The sequence below is a fragment of the Mycoplasmopsis gallopavonis genome, from assembly GCF_900660635.1.
GTDB lineage: Bacteria > Bacillota_I > Bacilli_A > Mycoplasmatales > Metamycoplasmataceae > Mycoplasmopsis > Mycoplasmopsis gallopavonis.
This window is the reverse complement of sequence record NZ_LR215031.1, coordinates 191,952-216,535: the sequence shown is the minus strand read 5'-3', so window position 1 is coordinate 216,535 and position 24,584 is coordinate 191,952. Positions and strand designations below refer to the sequence as shown.

The window sequence follows — 24,584 nt, the reverse complement described above, 5'->3', positions numbered from 1 at the left end:
ATGAGTAAAAAAAGAAAATTCGGTTTTATTGGAACAGGTGCTTGAAGTAGTGCTTTAGCCAATGTTTTAAGCAAAAATGGATATGATGTAATTTTATATGGGGTTGATCAAAAAGAGATCGAAGACATCAAGCGTGGTTACAATACAAAATATTTTAATTCACGTGCATTTAATAATCCTGAAAATATTTATGCTACCGATTCTTTGAGTGAACTTGTATCTAATTCAAATACTTATGTTCTTGGAGTACCGTCAAAACTTGTCAAAAGTGTTTTAAAACAATTGCAAAAAGAACTCAAATATAAAAAAGTAGATTTAATTAACCTTTCAAAAGGGCTTGAACCTAATTCTGAAACTTTATTTTCGGAATTTATTGCTAAGAAATTTAAGAAAAACTTAAAAAACCTTGCAACATTTATTGGCCCTTCATTTGCGGTTGAAGTTTTTAATGAAGAAGCTACTATCATTAATGTTGTTGGTGAAAACCACATGTACAATCGTGAGCTACAAAGAGCTTTTAATAATGCTTATTTTCGTTTAGAACCTGAGCAAAATATTAAAGGAGCAGAACTTTTTGCTGCTTTAAAAAATGTTTTAGCAATTGGAATGGGAATGGTTTCTGCTAAATATCAATCTGTTAATACTCATTCTGCAATGCTCACAATTGGAACGCAAGAAATTTTAAAAGTTTTAGACTTTTTACACCCAAATCCTGATAATGTCAAAGTTGCACTTAGTTTTTCTGGAATTGGTGATATTTTCCTTACTTGCTCATCAACAAAAAGTCGTAATTTTAGTTTTGGACAACAAATTAATGAATTTGGAATGAAAAAAGCTTTAGAATTAAATAACAAAACAGTTGAGGGTGTTGAAACAGCTAAAACTTTACAAAAAATTTTAAAAAAACACCCATTAGATGTTCCATTTTTAAACAATATTATTGCAATTTTATTTTCAGGTAAAAGTCCATTCAAAATTTTAGATTTTATTCAAACAAACAATGCTTCATAAATGAAGCATTTTTTATTAGTTGATGTTAATTTTTTGAAAATAAAGTAAAATATTAACATAATTATTCTAGCTATGACTAGAAACCTATCAAATCATAAAAGGAGACATTAAGAATATGATCAAATTAGAATTAAAACAAGAATTAGCTCAAGCTGAAGTAATCATTGAAATTCCGGCTGAAGAAGTCTCAAAATTAGTAAATAATAAAGTTGAAATTGAACTTAAAAAAGTGAAAGTGCCAGGATATCGTCCAGGTAAAGCTCCAAAACAAGAAGCTATCAGAAGAGTAGATTATGCAAAAGTTAATCAAGAAGTTGCTAAAGAATTATTAGACAAAAACTTAGAAAAAGCAATTGAAAAATTAACAGAAGAAAAATTAAATGGTGTAAGAGTTTTAACAGATCTTGCTACAAAAGAAGATGGAAGTGTTGAACTTAAATACTTTTTTGTTCAAGCTCCAAACTTTGAAAATGTTAATTTAGAAGAAATTAAAGTTGACTTAGGACAATTAGTTCCAACTGAAGACGATAAAGAAAAAGCTTTAAACGATCTTTTAGAAAGATTAGCATTAAACAAAGAAATTACAGAAGGAACAACTAAATTAGGAGATACAGTTAATATTAACTTTAAAGGTTTCATCAATGACGAACCATTTGATGGTGGTGAAGCTGAAGGATATGATTTAGTTCTTGGATCAAATAGTTTTATTCCAGGTTTTGAAGATCAATTAGTGGGTAAAGAATTAAATTGAGAAGGTTCAATCAATGTTAAATTCCCAGCAAATTACTTCTCAAAAGAATTCCAAAATAAAGATGCTGTTTTTGAAGTAAAAATTAACAAAATTCAACGTAAAGATGCTCCAGAATTAACAGAAGAATTAGTTAAAGGTTTTGGAATTACTAATGTTGAAACTATCGAAGATTTTAAAGCATGAGTTGCTAACCGTGCAAGACTTAATATTTTTACAACTACAACTCAAAAATACTTAACAGATTCAATTGCAAAATTAGTTGAAGTTGCAAAACCTGTACTTCACACTTCATTTATTCAAGAAGAAATTGAAAACATCAAAAAAGAATTTGAAAATCAATTAAAACAATTCCAAATTAAGAAAAAAGAATACTTACAATTAATCAAAACAACTGAGGAAGAATTAGAAAATCAATTTAGCGAACAAGCTAAAGCAAGATTAGTTTCAGAAATTGCTGGTCAATGATTATTACAAGTAAAAATTAAAGAAGTTGCAAATCAAGAAGATTTAGCTAAATTAGACGAAAGTGTTTTCGAATTTGCACCAGAAGAATTCAAAAACATGTTTTTAACAGAATCCCTTAAAGCTGAAAAATTATTAGAACTTACAAAATCAGATAAACTTGAAGAATATAAAGCTGTTGTTAAAACATTCTTTACAAAATAACAAAAAATACCCTTATGGGTATTTTTTTAAATAAAAAACACCAATTTTAAACTAGGACAATAAAAATTAACATTCCTTCGAATGTTAATTTTTTATATTTTTAAAGGAGAAAAAATGGGAAAACATTTTACAGAAGAACAAGAAAAAGAAATTTATAATACATTTTTTCAATTAGGTAAAAAGGATGCGATTGAACTGATGTATAAATATGGTGCAAAAGCAAAAGATAAATATGTGAAAGCGAGATTACGAAGAATATTAAAACATTATAATTTTAATATGAATAAAAAACCAAGAAAGCCTGGAACCGGTAGGTCAAGAAAAGCGAAAGAACAAGATATAAATTGAGACATTTTTACACGAGAAGATTTAATTGAAATTGCAAAAAGATATAGAGAAATTACAAAAGATAAATTTAAAACAGAAAAAGTTCAAGAGGCATCACATATTAATATGGCTTCGTATAAACTTGCTATTTTGTTGTATCTTTGTAGACAAACAATATCCAAACATAAAAGAAATAATTTTGCTCCTAGAATTAAATCCAGAAAAATAAAGTACCAAGACTTGATTATTGATTCATTTAAACAAAATAGATCTAAATATGGTAGACAAAAATTAAAATATTTTATCTTAAAGCACTATAAAATAGACATAAACGAAAGAACTCTGGGAAGATATATGAATGCCTTAGGTTTATTTTGCAATGTCAGAAAAAGAAAAAAACTAAAAGAAGTAAAGAATACATCTGTCATAAAAGAAAACATTGTTAATAGAGATTATAATGATGTATATAACAGAAATATATATGCTACTGATGTAACATATCTTCCAGCGACAAAAGATGCAATAAACAATAATGTTTATCTTTCAGTAGTAATTAAACATAAAACTAAAGAAATAATTAGTTTTTCTCTTTCTAAATTTAATGATTCCAAATTAATTTACAAAACATTTGAAAATGTTGATTTTGAAAAAAGTTTTATATTACATTCAGATCATTGCTCAACTTATACATCTGATGATTTTTCTCGTTTTATTCAAAATAAAGGTGGAATAATTTCACTTTCAAAAGTAGGAAATAGTTTAGATAATAGAGTTGTGGAATATTGATTTTCAAATTTAAAAACTGAATTAATTAGAGATTTAAATATCAAAGCTATGACTTTGAGTGAACTAGAAAAAGTGATATCTAATTATGTTCATTGATACAATAAATTTAGAATTCAATCATGTTTGAATTGAAAAACCCCATACGAATATAGTATGGGGCTATCCAATTTGATAAATTGTTAATTTTTTCTGTCCTAGTTTAATTTTTTAGGTGTTTTTCTTTTGACTAATTTTTGAAAGCTTTTGTTGGTTTGTAAGTTTTAATTGCTTTAACAATTTCTTCATAAATTAATAAACCAAATCCAAATAAAACAGGTAAAGCTCAATAAGAGTGATTAAACTGACTTGATTTGAGATCTTGTAAATTAATCATCTTGAACATTTGATTAAGTCCAGGAGTAAATGCAACTAAAAGAACTAAAAATAATGATGATAAACTTGCTAAATACACTAATTTATAAGTTAAAGGATTACATCTAAATAAATTCTTTTTACTCATTAAGTTTAAAGAATTTAAGCTTGCTCCAATCCCTAAGGTAAGAAAACAAGCAGTTGAAGTTAATTCAACAAAATCCTTACCAACAATTCCGTGAGTTTTAGCAATGAATCCAACAACTAAATAAGATAATAAAGCAAGAACCGATAAGATTGTACTTTGAATAATTAATTTTTGACCCATTCCTCGTGCAAAAATACTTTCATTTTTGCTAAAAGGTTTACGCTCCATCACATTTTCTTCAGTTGAAGTCATCCCAAGTGCAATTGCAGGTAATCCGTGAGTTAAAAGATTAATTCACAACAATTGTGATGCTGATAAAACTATAAACTCTGCACTTTGATAACTATCTTTAAAAATAAATCTAAATGCTAATAAACCAACTAGCATAATAATGATTTCTGTTAAAGAAGAAACTAAAAGATTTAAAATAACTGATTTAATTCGATCAAATGTTTCTCTTCCTTTTTTGATTCCTTTAACTATTGTATTGAAATCATCATCAACTAAAACTGTGTCAGCTGCTTGCTTTGAAACATCAGTTCCAGTAATTCCCATAGCACAACCTAAATCAGCAGCTTTTAAAGCTGGTGCGTCATTAACTCCATCACCAGTCATGGCAACAACTTGATGATGACTTTGTCATGCTTTTACAATTCTTAATTTATCATTTGGACTAACACGAGCATAAATTGAGATATCTTGGACTTTTTCACGAAGTTCTTGATCTGTTAATTGAGCAAGTTCTGCACCAGTTAATACTAAATCTCCATTATTGTAAATCCCTAGCTGTGAACCAATTGCTTTGGCAGTCACTAAATGATCACCAGTAATCATAACTGTTTTAATGCCTGCATTAGCAGCAAGTTCAATACTTTCTTTTACATTTGGACGAGGTGGATCGATCATACCTACTAATCCAATAAATGTTAAATTAGATTCATCTTGATAATCTAATTCTGTTTTATATTCTGGTAAGTTTTTAAAAGCAACCGCAATTACACGTAATGCGTTTTGTGATCACCTTTCAACACGATCATAATCTTCTTGGGTGGCATTCTTTGAATTTCTTAAAATTACATCAGGAGCACCTTTGGTAATCATGAATTTTTTCCCTTTACCATTATCAACTAAAATTGACATCATTTTACGATCGCTATCAAATGGTAAAGCATGTAATTTAGAATTTAAATTAAAGAATTTTTCTGCACTATTATTATTTTTATGACCGAATCTTAAAATACCTGTTTCTGTTGGATCACCAACTTCCACATATTCGTTTTTATCATTTAAATGAACCGAAGCATCACAACAAGCGACAAATGCACTTAGTGCTTTTGATTCACTTAATTCACCTGTTGGGTTTAATCCATCATAAAATTTAACTACTGTCATTTTATTTTGAGTTAATGTTCCGGTTTTATCTGAACAAACTACATTTAAAGAACCAAAAGTTTCAATTGCTGGAAATGCCTTAATAACAACATTTTCCTTGGTCATGTACGAAACACCAATAGCAAGTAAAACTGTTGTAAATGTAACTAGACCCTCTGGAATTGCAGCAACTGCCAATGAAATACTAATTACTAATGCGTTTGAATATACCGCTGGATTTTGTCAATCACCTGAAATTAAGTTATTTAAAAGAATTTGTAAAACTAAAGAAACAACTAAAAGGCCAATTCCAGTTAAACCGAAAATTTTGCTTAATTTATCTAACTTAATTTGTAATGGTGTTTTATTAGTTTCTTGAGCTTGAATTGAGGCGTTAATTTTACCAATTTCTGTTTGAGATCCTGTTGCGTATACTTCCGCAACAGCTTTCCCGTTTGTAACATAAGTACCTGAAAAAATTTGATTAATTTTTTCTGCAATTGGAATAATTTCTTCGTTTTTAAGCTCCTTAGCTTCTTTATTCACAGGTAATGATTCACCTGTTAAAGCTGCTTCAACAACTTGTAAAGAAAATGATTCAACTAAACGAGCATCAGCACAAATTGCGTCCCCTGCTTCAACCACAATTAAATCACCAGGAACAACTTCATGAGTTGGAATTAAAATCATTTTTCCATCTCTGTATACTTTAGCGTTAAGCTCATTGCTTTTTTCTAAGGCCTTAACTGCTTGATCGCTCTTGACCTCTTGATAAGCACCTAGGGCACTATTTAGAGCAACAACTATTAAAATAATTAATGGCTCAACAAAACTAATAATAATCTCTGTTTTATTCAAAGGTTCTGGACCCTGCATTTTATGAACTAACTCTCAAACAGCAACAGCAATACTAATTGTTGCCGCAATTAAAAGTAAAATAATCATAAAATCTTTAAATTGACTTAAATAAATTGCGAATAAATTTCTCTTTTTATGAGTTCTAATAACATTAGGACCATATTTTTCAAGACGACGCTTGGCTTCACCACTATTTAAACCAACTGGTTTATTTTCGTTATTTTGCATAAAACTCCTTTCTAATATCGTTTTACTATTTAGTATTTAAATTATAAAGAATAAAGTAGAAAATTCAGAAAATAAAACTAGCTAATAAGAAAAACTTAAAAAGCTTAAATTGGTTATAATAATTCTATGAAAAAACAATGAAATAAACTCAAATATCAATTATTAACATTAGCAACATTAACTACACCTAGTTTAATTTTTGCTTCAGCTGCTTGTTCTCAAAAAACAAGCGATACAAAAATTGATTATCAATTACTTTACAAAGAAATTGTCGGAAATTACTTAACTGTTTTTAGTGAAAATATTGAGAAATTAGAAAAATTAAATACCGAAAATCCAAATCAAGAAATTACTACTTTAATTAATTTTTATAAAAACCAAAAAGATACAAAAAGTAGTCTTTTAAAAAATGATTTTATCCAAGAAAAAAATGAGTTTTATACAAACATTCAACCATTTGCAATTTTTCAAGATGATTTATTTAGAATAATTACATTACTAGAAAATAAAACTTCAATTAATCTTGCTACCTTAAAAAATAATTTCAATGAACTTAAAAAATATTCATTTGATAATGCAAACGAAATTAACGAAATTGCTAATTCATACAATGAATTAATCCAAAATCCAGAACTAAATGATTCTGAACTTGAAAATCTAGTTAACAAATTAATTGAATATCACTTAAAACTTGCATTATTTAAAACTCAAAATCTTGATAAATTTAAAGAAGAAGCTTTTTCAGGAATTGAAAATTATATTATTAAATCTGTTCAAGAATCAATGAAAGTTTTTACTAGTGATGCTAGTTTAGGAACTCAAATACCAAATTTAATTTTTAAAAATCAATTGAAAGATCATTTAGATAAGCTTCAAGAAGTTTTAAAAGCTAGTGAAGATATTCAGAAAAAACTAGATCAAAAAAACGAAAATGCAGAATTTGTTATCCAAGGTGATGAGCGTACCAGCCTTGAAAAAGAGCTAGCAAACAAGAATGCTCAAAAAGTTGAACTTGAACAACAATCATTACCTAGCTATTTTAAAGTTTTAAAAGCAATTACTTTATTAAGAGAAGCTTATAAAGAGTTTTTGTTTACCCGTGCATTTATTTCTAAATATGAAAGTGATGCTGAAATTGCTAAATTCAAAACTGAATTTCAAGCAAACCAAGAGAAATTTAAAAAATTTCTAAATTCACAAAACGATTCATTGCAAGAAATTGCCAAAGAACAAAATGCACAAGCTAGTTTTCGTCAGAAATTCTTCGCAAAATTCCAAAATCAAATTCAATCTAATCTTGATTTAAATTTAACTAATTTAAAAATTAAACTCAAAACAAATGATGAATATCAAGAATTATTCCAAATTTATGCAGATAGTCTTAATTACTATTATCAAGATTTTTTCAATTTAATTAACACTCAAATCCTTCCTTACTTTAGAAAAGAATACTTAAATTCAAATAAAGATGAAAAAACTCAGCTTAATAAATTAATCCTTTTCTTTAAGAATGGTTTTGTTAAAGATACTGAAAGCACATTTTCTGAATTCCTTTACAAAAAAGAATTTAATTTAGTTGAATTTAATAATTTATTAAATCAAACACAACAAATTTTAAGTAATTATATTCAAACAAATCTTATCCAGGTTCTTTCTCCTGAACTAGTTACAAAAGTTCAAGAACTTGCAAGTCAATTTAGTAATATGACTCGAATTTCTAAAATCTTCCGTAAAATTAGTGATCAAACTACTTATTTAAATAATTTACTTAAAACACATTCTGATAATCAAGTATTAATAAACTTAAAACAAGAATATCTAAATTTAACACCATTTGCACAGCAGATGATTGACCAGCATTTATCTAATGATGCAATTGCAAACTTTGAAAATAAATTACTTGAAATTTCTTTCAAAGTAATTCCACAGTTAGCTAGCGAATTTGGCGAACCTAGTTTTGAAATTTCAAGCGATAGTTATTTAAGTATTGATGAAGATTCAGAAATTTTTGATACAAATGAATTACTTGATCAAAAATTCGATTTTATTACAAATCTAGATTTACAAGCTAGAATCCAAGCATTTAAAGATCTTTTCCCTAATAAAGTAGAAGCTTTAAATGCAGAACTTCTTAGATGAAATTCTATTTTTAACAATTCAGCTTCAACTTTACTTAAAAATAATGATGTTATTTGAGAAAAAACATTAAATTACAAAATTTTAGCAAATGAAAATCAACAAAAAGTAGTTGGTAAAATTAATTTTGCAGCAGTATCACAAGAAAACCCACTTAAAAACGATGGCTCAGAAGCAAATAGTCTTGCACAACCTTTAAATCAGAAATACACAACTTCAAATCAAGTTCATTACTTAGTCAATATTGAATTAAATGTTGATTTAATTCAACTTCTTAATTACTATCCTGTCCATGTAATCCAAGACTCTACAATTCAAATGGGAGATTTAGTTGCTTTTAGCTTAATTCCTTTAAAGGTCAAAAACATTGAATACACTAGACCCGATGAACGAACAAATAACTTTAATCTCGAACTAGAATATGGTTTATTAAATTCAACAATTGATCCTAAAACTGCTCTAATGGATTTTCCTAATCCAAATATTTTCTACAATAGTTCTAAAACTTTAAAAGATCTTAAAGTTAACTTAATTTTTGAAGTATCTGAACAAAATTATAGAATGCTCCAATCAATGTCAATTGCTCCAATTGATCCGAAAATTCAAACTTTTAGTTTAGATAAAGCACATCCAAGTATAACTGAAAAACTAAATGACCTAGTTTTAAGAGCTAATTATCTTCAAAACTATATCACACACAATAATTTCAATGTTGATCTAAGTGAATTAAACAATCACTTAAACTCAAATGAGGTAGCAGAAACTAAATATACTAATTTATTAAATAGTTTTAATTTAACTTACAACAAATTAATTGAAGAATATGCAAAAAGATACGATCAAACACTTGAAAATAATCAAATTACTTTAAAATTAAAATAACAAAAAACCTTAGTTTCAACTAAGGTTTTTATTTTGTTTATTAACTCAATTATTTTTTTTATTCTTGTATTTCTGCTTGAGAATTATCAACATTTTGTTGTTCGTTATTTTCAAATGAATTAGTAAAATCAATAGAAACACTATTTTTTAATTGTTTAAATTCTTTATTCATTAAGAAATAAGCAATCACAAAAAGAATATCTAATCCTAAAAATCCTACAAAAAATGAAACAATAATAAGAACAAACGAAGGAGTTAATGTTCGAACTTTATAATCTCTAGTTAATTGTGATAATTTAACTGCAATAATAATTTTCATTACAAAAATTGGAATAAATAGTAACCATAAAACTAAGAAATAGCTTCTAATTAAAATAAATGTTGGTAAACTAGCAGCAAAACCAATAAGAACTAAAATTAAAGTAGCTAAACTAAGTTTTTCCAGATAATTAATAATTTCTTTTTTAGACATATTTTATAAACCTCTTTTCAAGATTATATTAAATAGATAATCTTTATTTAATATAAGAAAGATTATATCAAAGTCCATATTTTTTTACACTCGAATATTTTAATTAAAAAAACAAGCTAATGCTTGTTTTGTCAAACTAATTTGCTTGATTAATTGGGTGAATTTCTGATTCATTAAGCATATTTTTGATCATAAAATAAGAAATAATTCCAAGAATGTTTTGAATTACAAAAATCGAAACTAAAACAAGAATTCAAGAAGTTTGTGCTTTAGAGTTATATCTAGAAAATTCATTCAATTTCACAACTAAAATAATTTTAATAACTAAATTAGAAATAAGTAAAATAATTGATATGGCTAAGAAAATTCATCCGAAAAGAAAAAGAGTAGAATTAAAAACTGTTACTGGTGTTCTTCACTGAGTATATCTACCATCAATTAAAATAGGTACAGACTTAACTTCAGTATGTATTGATAAGTAACCAAAAATAAAAAGAATAATTCCTAAAATGAAAGCAGATAGTGAAATTATTATGATAATAAGCATTGTGCGATTTAATTTAGCAATTGAATCACTTTTTTGTTGTAGATTAACCATGTTTTTGCCTTTCTTCTTAAATCAAATTTATACTAAAATTTTAGCACTTTTATTTTTAGCTATAATATAAAATAATTTACAAACAAACAAAAAATATTAAATTTTAATCATGTTTTTAGTCAATTAATAAGATCAAAAAACAAAAAAACAATCGAGGCAAAAGAATTTAAAATAGAAATCTATACTGAAGATTTTAAGAATGACTATATTAGTCTTACAGATATTGCAAGATATAAGAATCAAGAAGAACCGAATGTTGTCGTAGCAAATTGGATAAGAAATTTTAATACAATTGAATATTTAAGAATTCGAGAGAAGTTAAATAATCCAAAATTTAACCCCCTCGAATTCGAGGGGGTTTCAGAAGAAGCAGGAAGCAATGCTTTTACATTATCACCACAGAAATGGGTAACAACTACGAATGCTAAAGGTTTATTTGTAAAAGTTGGTAGAGGTGGCGGAACTTTTGCACATAAAGATATTGCTTTTAAATTCGCTTCTTGGCTCTCAGCTGAGTTTGAACTTTATATTATTAAAGATTATCAAAGACTAAAACAAAACTAAACATCAAGGTTATCACTTACTTGAGATTTACATCGTGAAGTTTCAAAAATTAATTACAAAATTCATACAGATGCTATAAAAACATATCTTCTAAATGATTTAAAAGATAGTCAATTAGGATTTAAATATGCAAGTGAAGCTGATATGCTAAATGTTTCATTATTTAATAAGACTGCTAAACAGTGAAGAGATGAAAATCCAAATTTAAAAGGTAATATGAGGGATCATGCTAGTTTAAATGAATTGTTAGTACTAGCGAATATGGAAAGCTATAATGCCATTTTAATTGAAAAAGGGTTAGGACAAAAGAAAGAATGATTGAACTAAGAAAACTCGCAAGAAATCAAATGTTATCTTTAGAAGAATTAAGTCAAGGAAGTTTAAATAAATTAGATAATAAGAAAAAATAGTTTATACAAGATGCTAAATAATAAAAAAATTAATAATTTTAAAGTTATAATTTTGTCTACCATATTTAGATCTATTTTGTTTAATTGAATCAATAATTAATTCTTGGTACTTCATTTTCTAAATTTAATTCTAGCAGCAAAATTATTTCTTTTATGTTTGTCTATAAAGAGACAAAAAAATAGCAAGTTTATACGAAGCTATATTAATATGTTATTCCTCTTCAACTTTTTCTATTTTAAATTTATCTTTTGTAATTTCTCTATATCTTTTTGCAATTTCAATTAAATCTTCTCGTGTAAAAATGTCTCAATTGATATCTTGTTCTTTCGCTTTTCTTGTTCTTCTGTAAAATGTTTACCCATTTTTGTCTCTTTTAAAAATATAAAAAATTAACATTCGAGAGAATGTTAATTTTTATTGTCCTAATTTATATACTTTTTTTATTAAACTAATTTGCTTGATTAATTGGGTGAATTTCTGATTCATTAAGCATATTTTTAATATTGAAATAAGAAACAATTGCAAGAATATGTTGAAGTATAAAAATTGATATTAAAACAAGAATTCAAGAAGTTTGTGCTTTGGAATTATATGTAGAAAATTCACTCAATTTAACAATTAAAATAATTTTAATAACTAAATTAGGAATAAATAAAATGCTTGGTATCACTAAGAAAATTCCAGCAAAAACAAAAAGAGTTAAATTATATGTTATTTCTTGTCTTGCTTGACCAGCACTAAAATAAGGGTTAGAAAATATAGAATAGTCGGTATATTTTAGTTCTGTATGAATTGAGAAGTAACCAGAAATCAAAAGAATAATTCCTAAAATTAAAGTAGATAATGAAATTATTGTGATAATAAGCATTGCACGATTTAATTTAGCAATTGAATCACTTTTTTGTCATAGATTAGTCATGTATTTTACCTTTCTTTTTAAATTAAATTTATATTAAAATTTTAGCACTTTTTATTTTTGCTTCTCATATAAAATAATTTAAAAACAAACAAAAAATATTAAATTTTAATCATGTTTTAATCAATTAAATAAGGTCAAAAAAATAAATAAAATTTACTTTGTGGAATTAAATAATTAGATCAAAAAAAACAAGCATTAGCTTGTTTTTGATTTACTCTTTTGAGTTTAATTTAACTTTTGCAAGCATATTTCTAATTTGGAAGTAAGAAATTATAGCAAGTATTTTTTGAAAAATAAAAATTGAAACTACAAGAAGAATTCAAGAAGTTTGTGCTTTTGAGTTATATCTAGAAAATTCATTTAATTTAATAATTAAAATAATTTTAATAACTAAATTAGAAATAAGTAAAATAATTTCTAAACCATATCAAATTCAAGTAAAAATCAAAATAGGGTGGACTCAAATATAACTATTATCAGGGAGAATAACTTCACCATTAGGTCCAGGAAGCATACTAAAAGGTGCTTTATCAATAACCCCAAAAAAGCTCCAAATAGAAAAACTAATTGCTAAAATAAATGCTAAACAAGAACTTACAGAAATGATAATCATTACATGATTTAATTTCGCAATTGAATGCATTAAACTTTTATTATCAAGCATATAATCCCCTTCTTTTTCGTCGCTATATTTATTATTTTATAGAAATTTAAAGTCCATGTAGAAATTAAGTTTTTAAAACAATTAAAAAGTATTAAAAAAATAATAATTATGAAAATTTTTCAAAATCTAAATTTCTTTTTTTAGTAAAAAAGTTACCTAAATTAAACTAGGACAATAAAAATTAACATTCCTTCGAATGTTAATTTTTTATATTTTTAAAGGAGAAAAAATGGGTAAACATTTTACAGAAGAACAAGAAAAAGAAATTTATAATACATTTTTTCAATTAGGCAAAAAGTATGCAATTGAACTTATGTATAAATATGGTGCAAAAGCAAAAGATAAATATGTGAAAGCAAGATTACGAGGAATATTAAAACATTATAATTGTAATATGAATAAAAAACCAAGAAAGCCTGGAAGTGGTAGGTCAAGAAAAGTGAAAGAACAAGATATAAATTGAGACATTTTTACACGAGAAGATTTAATTGAAATTGCAAAAAGATATAGAGAAATTACAAGAGATAAATTTAAAACAGAGAAAGTTCAAGAGGCATCAAATATTAATATGGCTTCGTATAAACTTGCTATTTTGTTGTATCTTTGTAGACAAACAATATCCAAACATAAAAGAAATAATTTTGCTCCTAGAATTAAATCCAGAAAAATAAAGTACCAAGACTTGATTATTGATTCATTTAAACAAAATAGATCTAAATATGGTAGACAAAAATTAAAATATTTTATCTTAAAGCACTATAAAATAGACATAAACGAAAGAACTCTAGGAAGATATATGAATGCCTTAGGTTTATTTTGCAATATCAGAAAAAGAAAAAAATTAAAAGAAGTAAAGAACACATCTGTCATAAAAGAAAACATTGTGAATAGAGATTATAACGATGTATATAACAGAAATATATATGCTACTGATGTAACATATCTCCCAGCGACAAAAGATGCGATAAACAATAATGTTTATCTTTCAGTAGTGATTAAACATAAAACTAAAGAAATAATTAGTTTTTCTCTTTCCAAATTTAATGATTCAAAATTAATTTACAAAACATTTGAAAATGTTGATTTTGAAAAAAGTTTTATACTACATTCAGATCATTGCTCAACTTATACATCTGATGATTTTTCTCGTTTTATTCAAAATAAAGGTGGAATAATTTCACTTTCAAAAGTAGGAAATAGTTTAGATAATAGAGTTGTGGAATATTGATTTTCAAATTTAAAAACTGAATTAATTAGAGATTTAAATATCAAAGCTATGACTTTGAGTGAACTAGAAAAAGTAATATCTAATTATGTTAATTGATACAACAAATTTAGAATTCAATCATGTCTGAATTGAAAAACCCCATACGAATATAGTATGGGGCTATCCAATTTGATAAATTGTTAATTTTTTCTGTCCTAGTTTAAAATTAGGTAACTTTTTAATTTAATTATTCAAAATCATCTATTGCTTCGTATGAAAAGTCATCAAGATCAAAGTGATTTGAGTCATTTTGATAGAATTCATCATCATGTAATGATTCTAAATCAATAATATCGCTTTCTTCTAAATCTCCTAAATGATCTGTAAGCATATTTGCTGTGAAATATGATCTTGGATCACGAATATCGTATTTACCTTTTAATTCATAATTAGAGTTTGTTCCAGTTGGAATTTTAAGACCAAGAATAATGTTTTCTTTGAGCCCTTCTAAATAGTCAACACGTTTAGCGATTGAACTATTAACAAGAATCTTAGCTGTTTCTTGGTAAGAAGCAGCCGCAAGGAACGAATCACTAAGAAGTGGAGTTTGTTTAGCACCACGAATCTTAACTTCACCAAAGGCAGGTTTTTTACCTTGTGCAAGTAGTTTTCCATTTTCTCTTTGGTAAACAAAAGTATCAACTAAACTTCCTGTAAAGAAGTTTGAATCACCTGGATCTGTAATCATAATTTTTGAAAGCATTTGACGGATAATAATTTCAATATATTTATCTGAAATTGTAATACCTTGAAGACGGTAAAGACGTTGTACTTCTTTTAATAAGTAGTTTTGAACAGCTCTTGTGTCAGCGTAACTTAAAAGTTCATTTAAAATAATTGGTCCTTCAAAAATCTTTTGACCTGGATAAACTTTATCACCAACTTTAATTCTTAGTTTTTGAGAAACTTTCCCGTTTTCATAAATAACTTCTGTTCTAGTAGCGTCAATTCTTGTTTGAATTCCAACAATTAAAACATCTGTATCACGACCTGATTTATCTTTAGCAGGTGTAATTGAAACAACTTCACCGTAAACTTTTGAAATAACAGCTGGACGACCTCATGGAAAATCATAAGCATCGATTAACTCGATTAAACGACCAAATCCACCTGTAATATCCTCAACTCCGGCAACCCCTCCGGTATGGAAGGTACGCATAGTAAGCTGTGTTCCAGGTTCACCGATTGATTGAGCAGCCACAACTCCGACAGCTTCACCGATATTAACAATTCTATTTGAAGCTAAATCTTTTCCATAACAACGTTTACATACACCATTTTTTGTATGACATGAAAGTACAGAACGAATTTCAACTGATTTTTTACCATGTTTATTAACAATTAAATTCGCAAGTTCTGGTGTAATGAAAGTGTTTCCTTCAACAATTACATTTCCATTATCATCAAGAATTGCTGAGTTAGTAAATCTTCCTTCAATTCTTTCGACTAATGATTCAATAACTGTATCTGTTTTTGTATCTTTAATATCCTTAACAACAAAACCAAAGTCACTACCACAATCTTCTTCACGAACAACAATTCCCTGAGCAACATCAACTAAACGACGAGTTAAGTACCCTAATTTAGCTGTGTTAAGAGCAGTATCTGTTAACCCTTTACGAGCCCCGTGAGTTGATGAATAGAATTCATAAGCACTAAGTCCATCAAGGAAAGAAGATTTAACTGGAATTTCAACAGTACTACGAACCACACGATCGTTTTCCGCATCGGCTTTAAGTACTTTGGTGTTGTTTTGCATAAGTCCACGCATACCAGCTAACTGAGTAAAGTTAGATGAGTTCCCACGAGCACCTGAGGTAAACATCATAAAAAGCGGGTTATCTAAATCTGATTTAGTAACTTCTTTAAGATCTTTTTCAATTGAATCTTTAATTTCTGTTCATTTTTGAATTACAAGATTATAACGTTCATCATCAGTTAAAAATCCTTTTTCAAAGTATTTTTTAAGTTCTTCAATGTAATCTTCACCTTTTTTAATTTTTTCTTTAGTTGTTTCTAAAGTAGTGATGTCATTCATTGAAATTGTAGTCCCTGAAATTGTTGAATATTGGAATCCAAGATTTTTAATTTTATCTAGAATTGAAGCTACAAAGTTTGTATATTTAAATCAAACTTGATTAAGAGCTAAAGTATATTGACTTAAATCTCATCTTAATTTTTCTGCTTTATAATGATTATTAAATGAAATTTCTTCAAAAGTTTCTGAAATAAAATCACTAATTAATTTCGCATGTTCTTTTGAAATTTCATCACCTTTGTAATCAATTAATTTAGAACATTCTTCAAATTTATCTTCATAATCAATACGTGTGACAGTGTTAATTACACTTGCAACATCTTCCATATTAACGACAGCAACATATTTTTCATAAACTTTACGAACAATCTTAGCAATATCTTTTTTAGTTAAAGCTAAATTAACTTGCATATTAGCGATTTCTGCTTTAAAGTTCGCTCCATATGGAAGAGTGTATCTTTCTAGATCTTCCTCTGAGGTATGAATTGATTCTTTTTCAATTGTTTTTTGATTTCCATTTTCGTCTGTTTTGTAAGTTGTAACTACATATTTACCGAAAATAAATGGAAAATCTGTTGGGAAAGCATTATTTAAAATAAACTTACCAACTGTTGAAATTAAATATGGTTCTTTGGTTTTTTCAGAAATTGATGTTTTTTCTAACGCATTAATAGGAAGCACAACTCTTGTATGAAGAGTGATGTAACCTTGTTCATAAGCAAGTAACATATCATCGTATGAAGCATAATAGTTACCTTCACCTTTAGCATTAGCTTTTTCAATTGTTAAGTAGTAAAGACCTAAAATCATATCCTGTGAAGGGTTGATGATAGGTTCTCCATCTTTAGGACCTAAAATGTTTTTTGAAGCAAGCATAAGTTCTTTTGCTTCACGAACGGCTTGATCTGAAATTGGAACGTGCACAGCCATTTGGTCCCCATCGAAGTCGGCGTTAAAAGCGGTTGTTACAAGTGGGTGCAACTTAATTGCTTTACCACGAATTAAAACTGGTTGGAAAGCTTGAATTGAAAGACGGTGCAATGTTGGAGCACGGTTAAGTAAAACTGGACGGCCATCAATTGCTTTTTCAACATATGGTCAAATAATTGGATTAAGATTTTCAATTAATTTTTTAGCAGATTTAACACTTGTAATTCCTTCTTCACCACGAATTAATTCACGAATAATTCATGGTTCAAAAAGTTTTGCAGCCATATCACGAGGTATCCCAACTTCGTGCATTCTAAGCGTCGGACCTACAACAATAACACTACGTCCTGAATAGTCAACACGTTTTCCTAAAAGGTTTTGACGGAAACGACCTTTTTTACCAGTTAAAGCATCTGAAATAGATTTTAATGGGTGTGCATCTTTTGAAGTAACTGGTGATGGTTTTTTACGGGCATTATCAATTAAAGCATCAACTGCTTCTTGAATCATACGGTACTCATTTTGTTTAATAAGCATTGGAGCATCAGATTCATTTCATTTTTCTAAACGGTTATTTCTAATGATAATACGACGGTAAAGTTCGTTAACATCACTAGTTGAGTGTCTTCCACCATCTAATTGAACTAATGGACGTAAATCAGCAGGGATAACAGGTAAGTTATAAATCAACATACTTGTAGGTTTTTGACCTGATTTAATAAATGAGTTAATAACAGTTAAACGTTTATAAAGTTTTTGACGTTCTTGTTGCTTAGTAGAAGTTAAACCTTCGTCTGCACCTTGTTCATTAATTGCATCAATTTCTTGTTGAACTAATTTTGCTTCTTCTTCAAGATTGATGTTTTCTAAAAGATAAGCAATTGCTTGTGAACCAGTTCCGATTTTCGCACTTGAATATTCATGAATAATGTCATTATATTGATAAAAGTCAATACCAAAATCTTTACCAATTTTTGAAACTGCATATTCTCTAAGTTCTTCAAGAGCAGCTTGAATATCTTCATATTCTTCTGAACCAACTTCATAATTACCTAACATTTCCACAAGTGCATCTTGATAAATTGTTGCAGCGTCGTTAATGTCGATAATTGTATTTTTCTTTAAAGATGTTAATTCACCACTATCTAAAACAATATGTGATTTATAATAAATTAATTTTTCTAAATCAGCTTTAGTAACTTGTTTTGATGAATCATGAACTCTTAATCCTAATAATTTAGAAATAATAGAGTGGTCGATTTTAAAGAATCAAAAGTGCACAACAGGGTTATGAAGTTTAATGTGCCCCATTCTACTTCTACGTGTAATTTTTGGAAGAATTTCTGGTTCATATTTTTCACAAGCTTGTGTTTTACGACATTGTGAGTTTTCATCACTTTTCTTGTATTTTGTACCACAAACTGGACATTTATAATCAGTAGTTGGACCAAAAATTAATTCATCAAATAATCCGTCTTTTTCTGGTTTATATGATTTATAGTTAATTGTTTCAGGTTTTTTAACTTCCCCTTTTGATCACTCTAAAATATCATCGTCAGTTGCTAAAGAAAGTGTGATTTTATTAATTAATTTTTGAATATTTTCTTGTTCTTTATCAAAATTATTCATAACTTTCTCCTCCTGCATCTAAGTATTGGTAAAGATCTACATCTAATTCTTCACTTTCATTAATGTCTTTTTCTTGAACTTCTAATTTCATCCCAAGTCCTTTAAGTTCGTAACTAAGAACATTAAATGATTCAGGAATTCCAGGATTTGGTAATTCTTTTCCTGAAACTAAAGCACTATAAAGTGCATTACGTCCTGAGATATCATCTGATTTATATGTAAGAATTTCTTGAAGAACATTTGTCGCTCCATAAGATTCAATGGCTCATGTTTCCATCTCTCCGAATCTTTGTCCCCCGTTTTGACTCTTTCCTCCAAGAGGTTGTTGAGTAATTAAAGAGTAAGGACCAACGCTACGAGCATGCATCTTGTCATCAACCATGTGGTTAAGTTTTAACATGTACATTACTCCAACAGAAATAGGTTTATCAAATTTTCTTCCTGTAATTGGATCAATTAAAATTTGTTTTCCTGATTTGTCTAATCCAGCTTCTTCTAAAGCAACTTCAATATCTGGTTTTTTAACACCATCAAAAGAAGGAGTCACAAATTTTACACCAAGCTTTCTTGCTGCCATTCCTAAGTGGATCTCAAGAATTTGACCAATGTTCATCCGTGAAGGAACCCCTTGTGGATTAAGCATAACATCAAGTGGTGTTCCATCTTCTAAGTAAGGCATATCTTCTTCTGGTAAAACAATTGAGATAACCCCTTTATTTCCGTGACGTCCGGCAACCTTATCACCAACTTTAATTTTACGTTTTTGAGCAATTGACACTTTAACAATTTTGTCAATACCTTCTTCAAGAACATCACCTTTATCACGTGAAAGAACTTCAACGTGAATAACTGTACCGTTATGTCCATTTTTTACTTTTAATGAAGTATCTTTTTTATTTGAAGATCTTTGTTGAAGAATTGCCATTAAAAGTTTTTCTTCTTGTGATGGGTTTTCTTCCCCTTTTGGTGAAGTACGACCAACCAAAACATCTCCTGGCATAACTTCTGAACCAACTCTAACAATTCCATTTTCATCAAGGTGTCTTAATGAGTATTTTGAAACATTTGGAATGTCGTTTGTAAGTTCATCATCTCCTGCACGGCTACTTCTAAATTGAATTGTTTGTTCTTCAATGTGAATTGAAGTGAAAACATCATCTTTAACTAATCTTTCATTAATAATAACAGCATCTTCATAGTTATAACCATTTCATGTTGAGAAACCAACAAGAAGATTTTTTCCAAGTGCCATTTCTCCATCCTTGAATGAAGAACCATCAACTAAAAGATCTCCTTTTTCTACTTTTTGTCCAACATGAACAATTGGTCTTTGTTGAATTAATGTTCCTTGATTAGATCTTTCAAAGTTTCTTAAAGTATATTTATCTGTAATAAATTTACCTTCTTCTTTTGGTGATGGATATTTAATGTGAATTTTTGAACCATCGACAAAAACAACTTCCCCTGCATTTTTAGCAACAATGTTGTATGAAGAATATTTAGCAATATCTGCTTCAATTCCTGTTGCAACTAAAGGAGCTTCAGCTTGTAAAAGTGGAACCGCTTGACGTTGCATGTTTGAACCCATAAGTGCACGGTTGGCATCGTCATTTTCTAAAAACGGAATAGCCGCAGCAGCAACTGAAACAATTTGTTTAGATGAAACCTCAATAAAATCAACATCATATGGAGTCGCAATAATATAGTTATAATCACGTCTAACTGTTAAAGTTGGAACAACAATTTTATTATTTTCATCAACTCTAACAGAAGATTGAGCAAATGAATAACCAATTTCTTCAGCAGCTGTTAGATATCTAACATCATTATAATCAACAACACCATTATTAACTTTAAAGTATGGAGTTTTAAGGAATCCTAATTCATTTACTTTTGCGAATGTAGCATAGTTAAGGATAAGTCCGATGTTAGGTCCTTCTGGTGTTTCAATAGGACAAATTCTTCCATAGTGAGTTGAGTGAACATCACGAACCTCAAATTGAGCAGTATCACGGTTAAGACCACCTGGCCCTAAAGATGTAACACGACGTTTGTTTGAAACTTCAGCTAATGGATTAATTTGATCCATAAATTGTGAAAGTTTTGAAGTATTAAAGAATGTTTTCATTTGGTTAGTTACTAATTTGTTATTTGTAACATTTTTAGCAGTAACTTTATCAGGTTCTTTAGCACCCATTCTTTCACGAGTAATTTTTTCAAGTTTACTTAAAGCAACTGATAATTGACCTTCAAGTAATTCACCAACTGATACAATCCGTTTGTTAGTAAGTGAATCTGGATCATCATCTTGTCCAATTCCCGCTGTTAAATTAAAGTAGTAATTAATTGCAGCAACAATATCTGAAATTAATAAATGTTGTTCAACAGATTTTGGATCATTTCCAATTACTAAAATTGGATCAACACCTGATTCCATTAATTTCATTGAAGGATAAACTTTAACTTTAATAATTTTGATCCGTTTTTTAAGATCCTTGTTTTGTTTAATAACTTTGTGGTAAACAAACTCTGCATCAATTTTAGGGATTTTAACTGATTCTAAAATTCCAGATTCAAATTTTTCTTGAATTTCTTTAGCAATTTTAATATCAATAAAAGTTCCTTTTTTAAATAAAACTTCATCTGAATTTTTTGCAATAAGATCTTCTGCTAAATAAGTGTTTGTAATACGGTCAACTAAAGAAAGTTTCTTATTAAGCATGTAACGACCTGTTTCAGAAAGGTTGTAACGTTTTTTGTCAAATAAGATTCCTGGAATAAGTGATAATTTAGCATCTTCAGAAATACGATCACCTTTTCTAAGACCTCTAAATAGTTCTTCTTGACACATATCAATTTTTTCTTCAGGTGATAATTCTGAATTAGACATAATTTTGTCTTTTTTAAGAGTTTCAAGTAATAAATCACTTGTTCCAAAAAGTTCTTCCATGGTTTTGGCTGTTAGACCAAATGAACCCAAGAAAGTTGCAAGGTTAATGTTTTTATTTTTATCAACTTTAACTTTAACTGTGTCAATTGATGAAGAAGTAACTTTATGTGAAACTTCAAGTCATGAACCAATTCTTGGTAAAATTTCTAATTTATTGAAAAGGTCATCTGATTGTTTGTTACGAACACCTAATCCATAGTAAGCACCAGGTGAACGAATTAACTGAGAAACAATAACTTTTTCAGAACCGTTAATGATAAAACTTCCACCTGATGTCATGTATGGAATTTCACCAATAAGAACTTCATCTAAACGAACTTCTCCTGTTTCTGTGATTTCTCTTTTAAGAGTTGCGTAAATTTTGACACTAAAATTTGTTCCTTTAGCTTTACACTTTTTAATTTCTTCACTTTCACTTGTTTGTTTTTTGAAAGGTAATTCTAATCTAATAGAATTTTTTAAGTAATCTAAACGAACTTGTTTATTAGCAGCTTCGATAGGATAAACTTCTTGTAAGCATTCTTGAATTCTTTTGTTAATAAAGTATTCAAAGCTTTCTTTGCTTGTAGCAAGAATATCAAACAATGGAAGCGATTGTTTTGTAACAGAATAATCTCTTCTCTTTGTTTTTGGACCAAACTGACGTTCGATATATTTTTTTTGCTCCATAAAACTTCTCTCCTTTAAATTTTCATATTTTTTCAAATATGCATATAAATAATAAGTGTATAAATTTTAACATGAAATTTTTTTAATCCAAACAATTAAATATTTTTTTCTTTTAACCCTTAAAAATAGGAGTAAAAGACTATTTTTATCCAAAAATATTTCTTTATTAATTAAATTTAAGCTAAGAAAAAAATCTTGCTAGTGCAAGATTTTTTATCTATTTTTATGGAGATGGAATTTTATTACCAAAATTAAACTCATTACCAGGAGACAATCATTTGTATTTATATTTTCAATAAGGGAAATCATTATTCTCTTCTTCTGTGGTTGCTATGTATAAATCTGGAAAAGAAAATCATCCATCTGTTACTTTCCATGTAACACCTTTTCTAAAATTATCACTGTAAGAAATTGCTCAATATAGCATATTATCAAAATTATTTTTTAATTGATATTCTCAATCATTTAACCCATGATCATTAAAGTTTTCATAAAAAGTGTGACCATTTCCTACTTTAATTGTCTTTAAAGCAATATCTAAAGATAAAATTGCCAATGACACAAGTTGACCAACCAAAGGAACAGAATTACTTGCTGATGCTAGTGAAAGCATAAAAGCAGAAGAATAAGTAATAATATTATAGAAACTTTTTACATTAATATAATCAGTACTAGAGTTTTCTATAAACTCCTTTAATCCTATCATTAAATCATAAATAGCAAGAGAAAGGAAAAATTTAGAAAATGCTTTAGATACTATTTTAAAATTTGATAAAAGTTTACCGGTTTTATCAAAATTTGATTTTAAAGATTGAATAAATTTAGAAATAGCAGGATTATTAAAAATATTTTCAGTAGTAGTTTTTGCAGCTATTGCAGGGATATTCATTTCTGATTTCATTACTTCTAAAAAATGTTTAAAACTAGTAAACTTTCTACTTCCATTTGCATAGAAATATTTCATAAAAATGAAAAATTCACCATTTCTACTCTTCTCTAAAAAATCTGGTTTATTTATAGTTCACTCATTAAGTTTATTCTCTAGCTTTTTCCCTAAATTTTCAAATACATAGGTTATTTTTAAAGCTTTCGCTATACCACTTAAAAAAGGGTGACGTCATTTTGATTTTGAGCTTTCTAAATTTTCCAATTCTATTTCTAATAAATTTGGGTTATTTTCATTGAAGATATTAGAATCTATAAAATTTGATGAATAAGCTTGGTCATCATTGTTTAAAAATCTTGAAAAAAATAAATTCACAATTTCTTCATTAGTTCAAGAAATATAACTAACATCTTTAGCAAAAACATTATCTGTAATTCTAAACATATGCAAACCATTTTTAATTATTTCTTTATTGCTTGCTTTTAAGTTAGCACCAGTATCAAATACTTTTACCGGTTCTCTTTTTGAACTTATAAATTTTTTAATAGGTCATTTATTAAACGTTCTTCCTGTTTTATGTTCTCTTTGCTTAATTAATTCTCTTTTAAAAAATCTTTTAAATTCTAAAGTTAATACTTTTTTGTCAAAATCTTTTAAATTTAATTTAGAAATATCATCTAAATAATTTTCTATTGACAAACTATCATCCAATGAATTTAATAAATAATTTAATTCTTCGTTATTTTTTGCTTTTTCAAAAAATTGTTCTACTTCATTTCTGTTGTCCTCATAAAATTTTCTATAATCAGTTTCTTTATAAAATTTTAACAACTCTTCTTTTGAGATATTATTTAAATTTTGAGATAAACTAACTTGTGATATTAAAGGTAAAATGGCTATTGAGCCTAAAAATAATCCTTTAAAAATTCTTTTTACTTGTTTCATTTTTTCCTCTTTTTTTATTTTATTGAAACAATAATATTATTTAAGAAATAGAATAAAAAATTATTAAAAAAATAAAATCTTGACTTCTAAAACAAAAGTTTATGATGACCTATTTTTCCACAGTACA

Annotated in this window: 14 protein-coding genes; 6 read left to right on the top strand and 8 right to left on the bottom strand. The window is 27.6% G+C overall.

What is annotated here, in order from left to right; genetic code table 4:
• The 3 genes from EXC53_RS00750 (at position 1) to EXC53_RS00740 (ending at position 3,724) form a co-directional block, all read left to right on the top strand.
• Positions 1-1,011, top strand: coding sequence for an NAD(P)H-dependent glycerol-3-phosphate dehydrogenase (locus EXC53_RS00750; RefSeq protein WP_119572053.1), 1,011 nt, complete (start codon positions 1-3; stop codon positions 1,009-1,011).
• 115 nt (positions 1,012-1,126) lie between these two features.
• Positions 1,127-2,428, top strand: coding sequence for a trigger factor (gene tig, locus EXC53_RS00745; RefSeq protein ID WP_119572052.1), 1,302 nt, complete (start codon positions 1,127-1,129; stop codon positions 2,426-2,428).
• 81 nt (positions 2,429-2,509) lie between these two features.
• Entirely contained in the window at positions 2,510-3,724 is a 1,215-nt protein-coding gene (locus EXC53_RS00740) for an IS3 family transposase (protein WP_129724513.1), read from the top strand.
• Between the two features lie 43 nt (positions 3,725-3,767).
• Here EXC53_RS00740 and EXC53_RS00735 read toward each other — a convergent pair whose 3' ends face one another.
• Positions 3,768-6,497: a cation-translocating P-type ATPase gene (locus EXC53_RS00735; RefSeq protein WP_119572160.1), complete on the bottom strand. Its 2,730-nt coding sequence runs from the start codon at positions 6,495-6,497 to the stop codon at positions 3,768-3,770.
• 126 nt (positions 6,498-6,623) lie between these two features.
• On the opposite strand from EXC53_RS00735, the gene EXC53_RS00730 reads away from it, so the two are divergent.
• Complete coding sequence (locus EXC53_RS00730) at positions 6,624-9,515, top strand: hypothetical protein (RefSeq protein ID WP_119572161.1); 2,892 nt, start codon at positions 6,624-6,626, stop codon at positions 9,513-9,515.
• A gap of 58 nt (positions 9,516-9,573) precedes the next feature.
• Here the strand turns inward: EXC53_RS00730 and EXC53_RS00725 are convergent, their stop codons facing one another.
• Both EXC53_RS00725 and EXC53_RS00720 read right to left on the bottom strand, forming a co-directional pair.
• Positions 9,574-9,987, bottom strand: coding sequence for a hypothetical protein (locus tag EXC53_RS00725; RefSeq protein ID WP_119572162.1), 414 nt, complete (start codon positions 9,985-9,987; stop codon positions 9,574-9,576).
• Positions 9,988-10,123: 136 nt separating this feature from the next.
• On the bottom strand, positions 10,124-10,585 hold the full coding sequence (locus EXC53_RS00720) for a hypothetical protein (RefSeq protein ID WP_119572163.1): 462 nt from the start codon (positions 10,583-10,585) through the stop codon (positions 10,124-10,126).
• A gap of 93 nt (positions 10,586-10,678) precedes the next feature.
• Here EXC53_RS00720 and EXC53_RS04390 point away from each other — a divergent pair, with 93 nt between their 5' ends.
• A complete protein-coding gene (locus EXC53_RS04390; RefSeq protein ID WP_318024633.1) occupies positions 10,679-11,149 on the top strand; it encodes a KilA-N domain-containing protein in 471 nt (156 codons plus the stop codon).
• Between the two features lie 859 nt (positions 11,150-12,008).
• Here the strand turns inward: EXC53_RS04390 and EXC53_RS00710 are convergent.
• Both EXC53_RS00710 and EXC53_RS00705 read right to left on the bottom strand, forming a co-directional pair.
• Positions 12,009-12,479: a hypothetical protein gene (locus EXC53_RS00710; protein WP_119572164.1), complete on the bottom strand. Its 471-nt coding sequence runs from the start codon at positions 12,477-12,479 to the stop codon at positions 12,009-12,011.
• Positions 12,480-12,690: 211 nt separating this feature from the next.
• The gene (locus tag EXC53_RS00705) at positions 12,691-13,143 is read right to left on the bottom strand and encodes a hypothetical protein (protein ID WP_119572165.1); all 453 of its coding nucleotides are present in this window, start codon (positions 13,141-13,143) and stop codon (positions 12,691-12,693) included.
• Positions 13,144-13,339: 196 nt separating this feature from the next.
• Between EXC53_RS00705 and EXC53_RS00700 the strand changes: the two genes are divergently transcribed.
• Positions 13,340-14,554, top strand: a complete 1,215-nt coding sequence (locus EXC53_RS00700) for an IS3 family transposase (RefSeq protein ID WP_129724541.1) — start codon at positions 13,340-13,342, stop codon at positions 14,552-14,554.
• Between the two features lie 43 nt (positions 14,555-14,597).
• On the opposite strand, the gene EXC53_RS00695 is transcribed toward EXC53_RS00700, so the two are convergent.
• From EXC53_RS00695 to EXC53_RS00685, 3 genes are all read right to left on the bottom strand, one after another.
• Positions 14,598-19,007, bottom strand: a complete 4,410-nt coding sequence (locus tag EXC53_RS00695) for a DNA-directed RNA polymerase subunit beta' (RefSeq protein WP_119571878.1) — start codon at positions 19,005-19,007, stop codon at positions 14,598-14,600.
• On the bottom strand, positions 19,000-22,626 hold the full coding sequence (rpoB, locus tag EXC53_RS00690; RefSeq protein WP_119571879.1) for a DNA-directed RNA polymerase subunit beta: 3,627 nt from the start codon (positions 22,624-22,626) through the stop codon (positions 19,000-19,002). Before rpoB ends, EXC53_RS00695 begins: the two co-directional genes overlap by 8 nt.
• A gap of 223 nt (positions 22,627-22,849) precedes the next feature.
• Positions 22,850-24,457, bottom strand: coding sequence for a hypothetical protein (locus EXC53_RS00685; protein WP_119571880.1), 1,608 nt, complete (start codon positions 24,455-24,457; stop codon positions 22,850-22,852).
• Positions 24,458-24,584 lie beyond the last annotated feature (127 nt).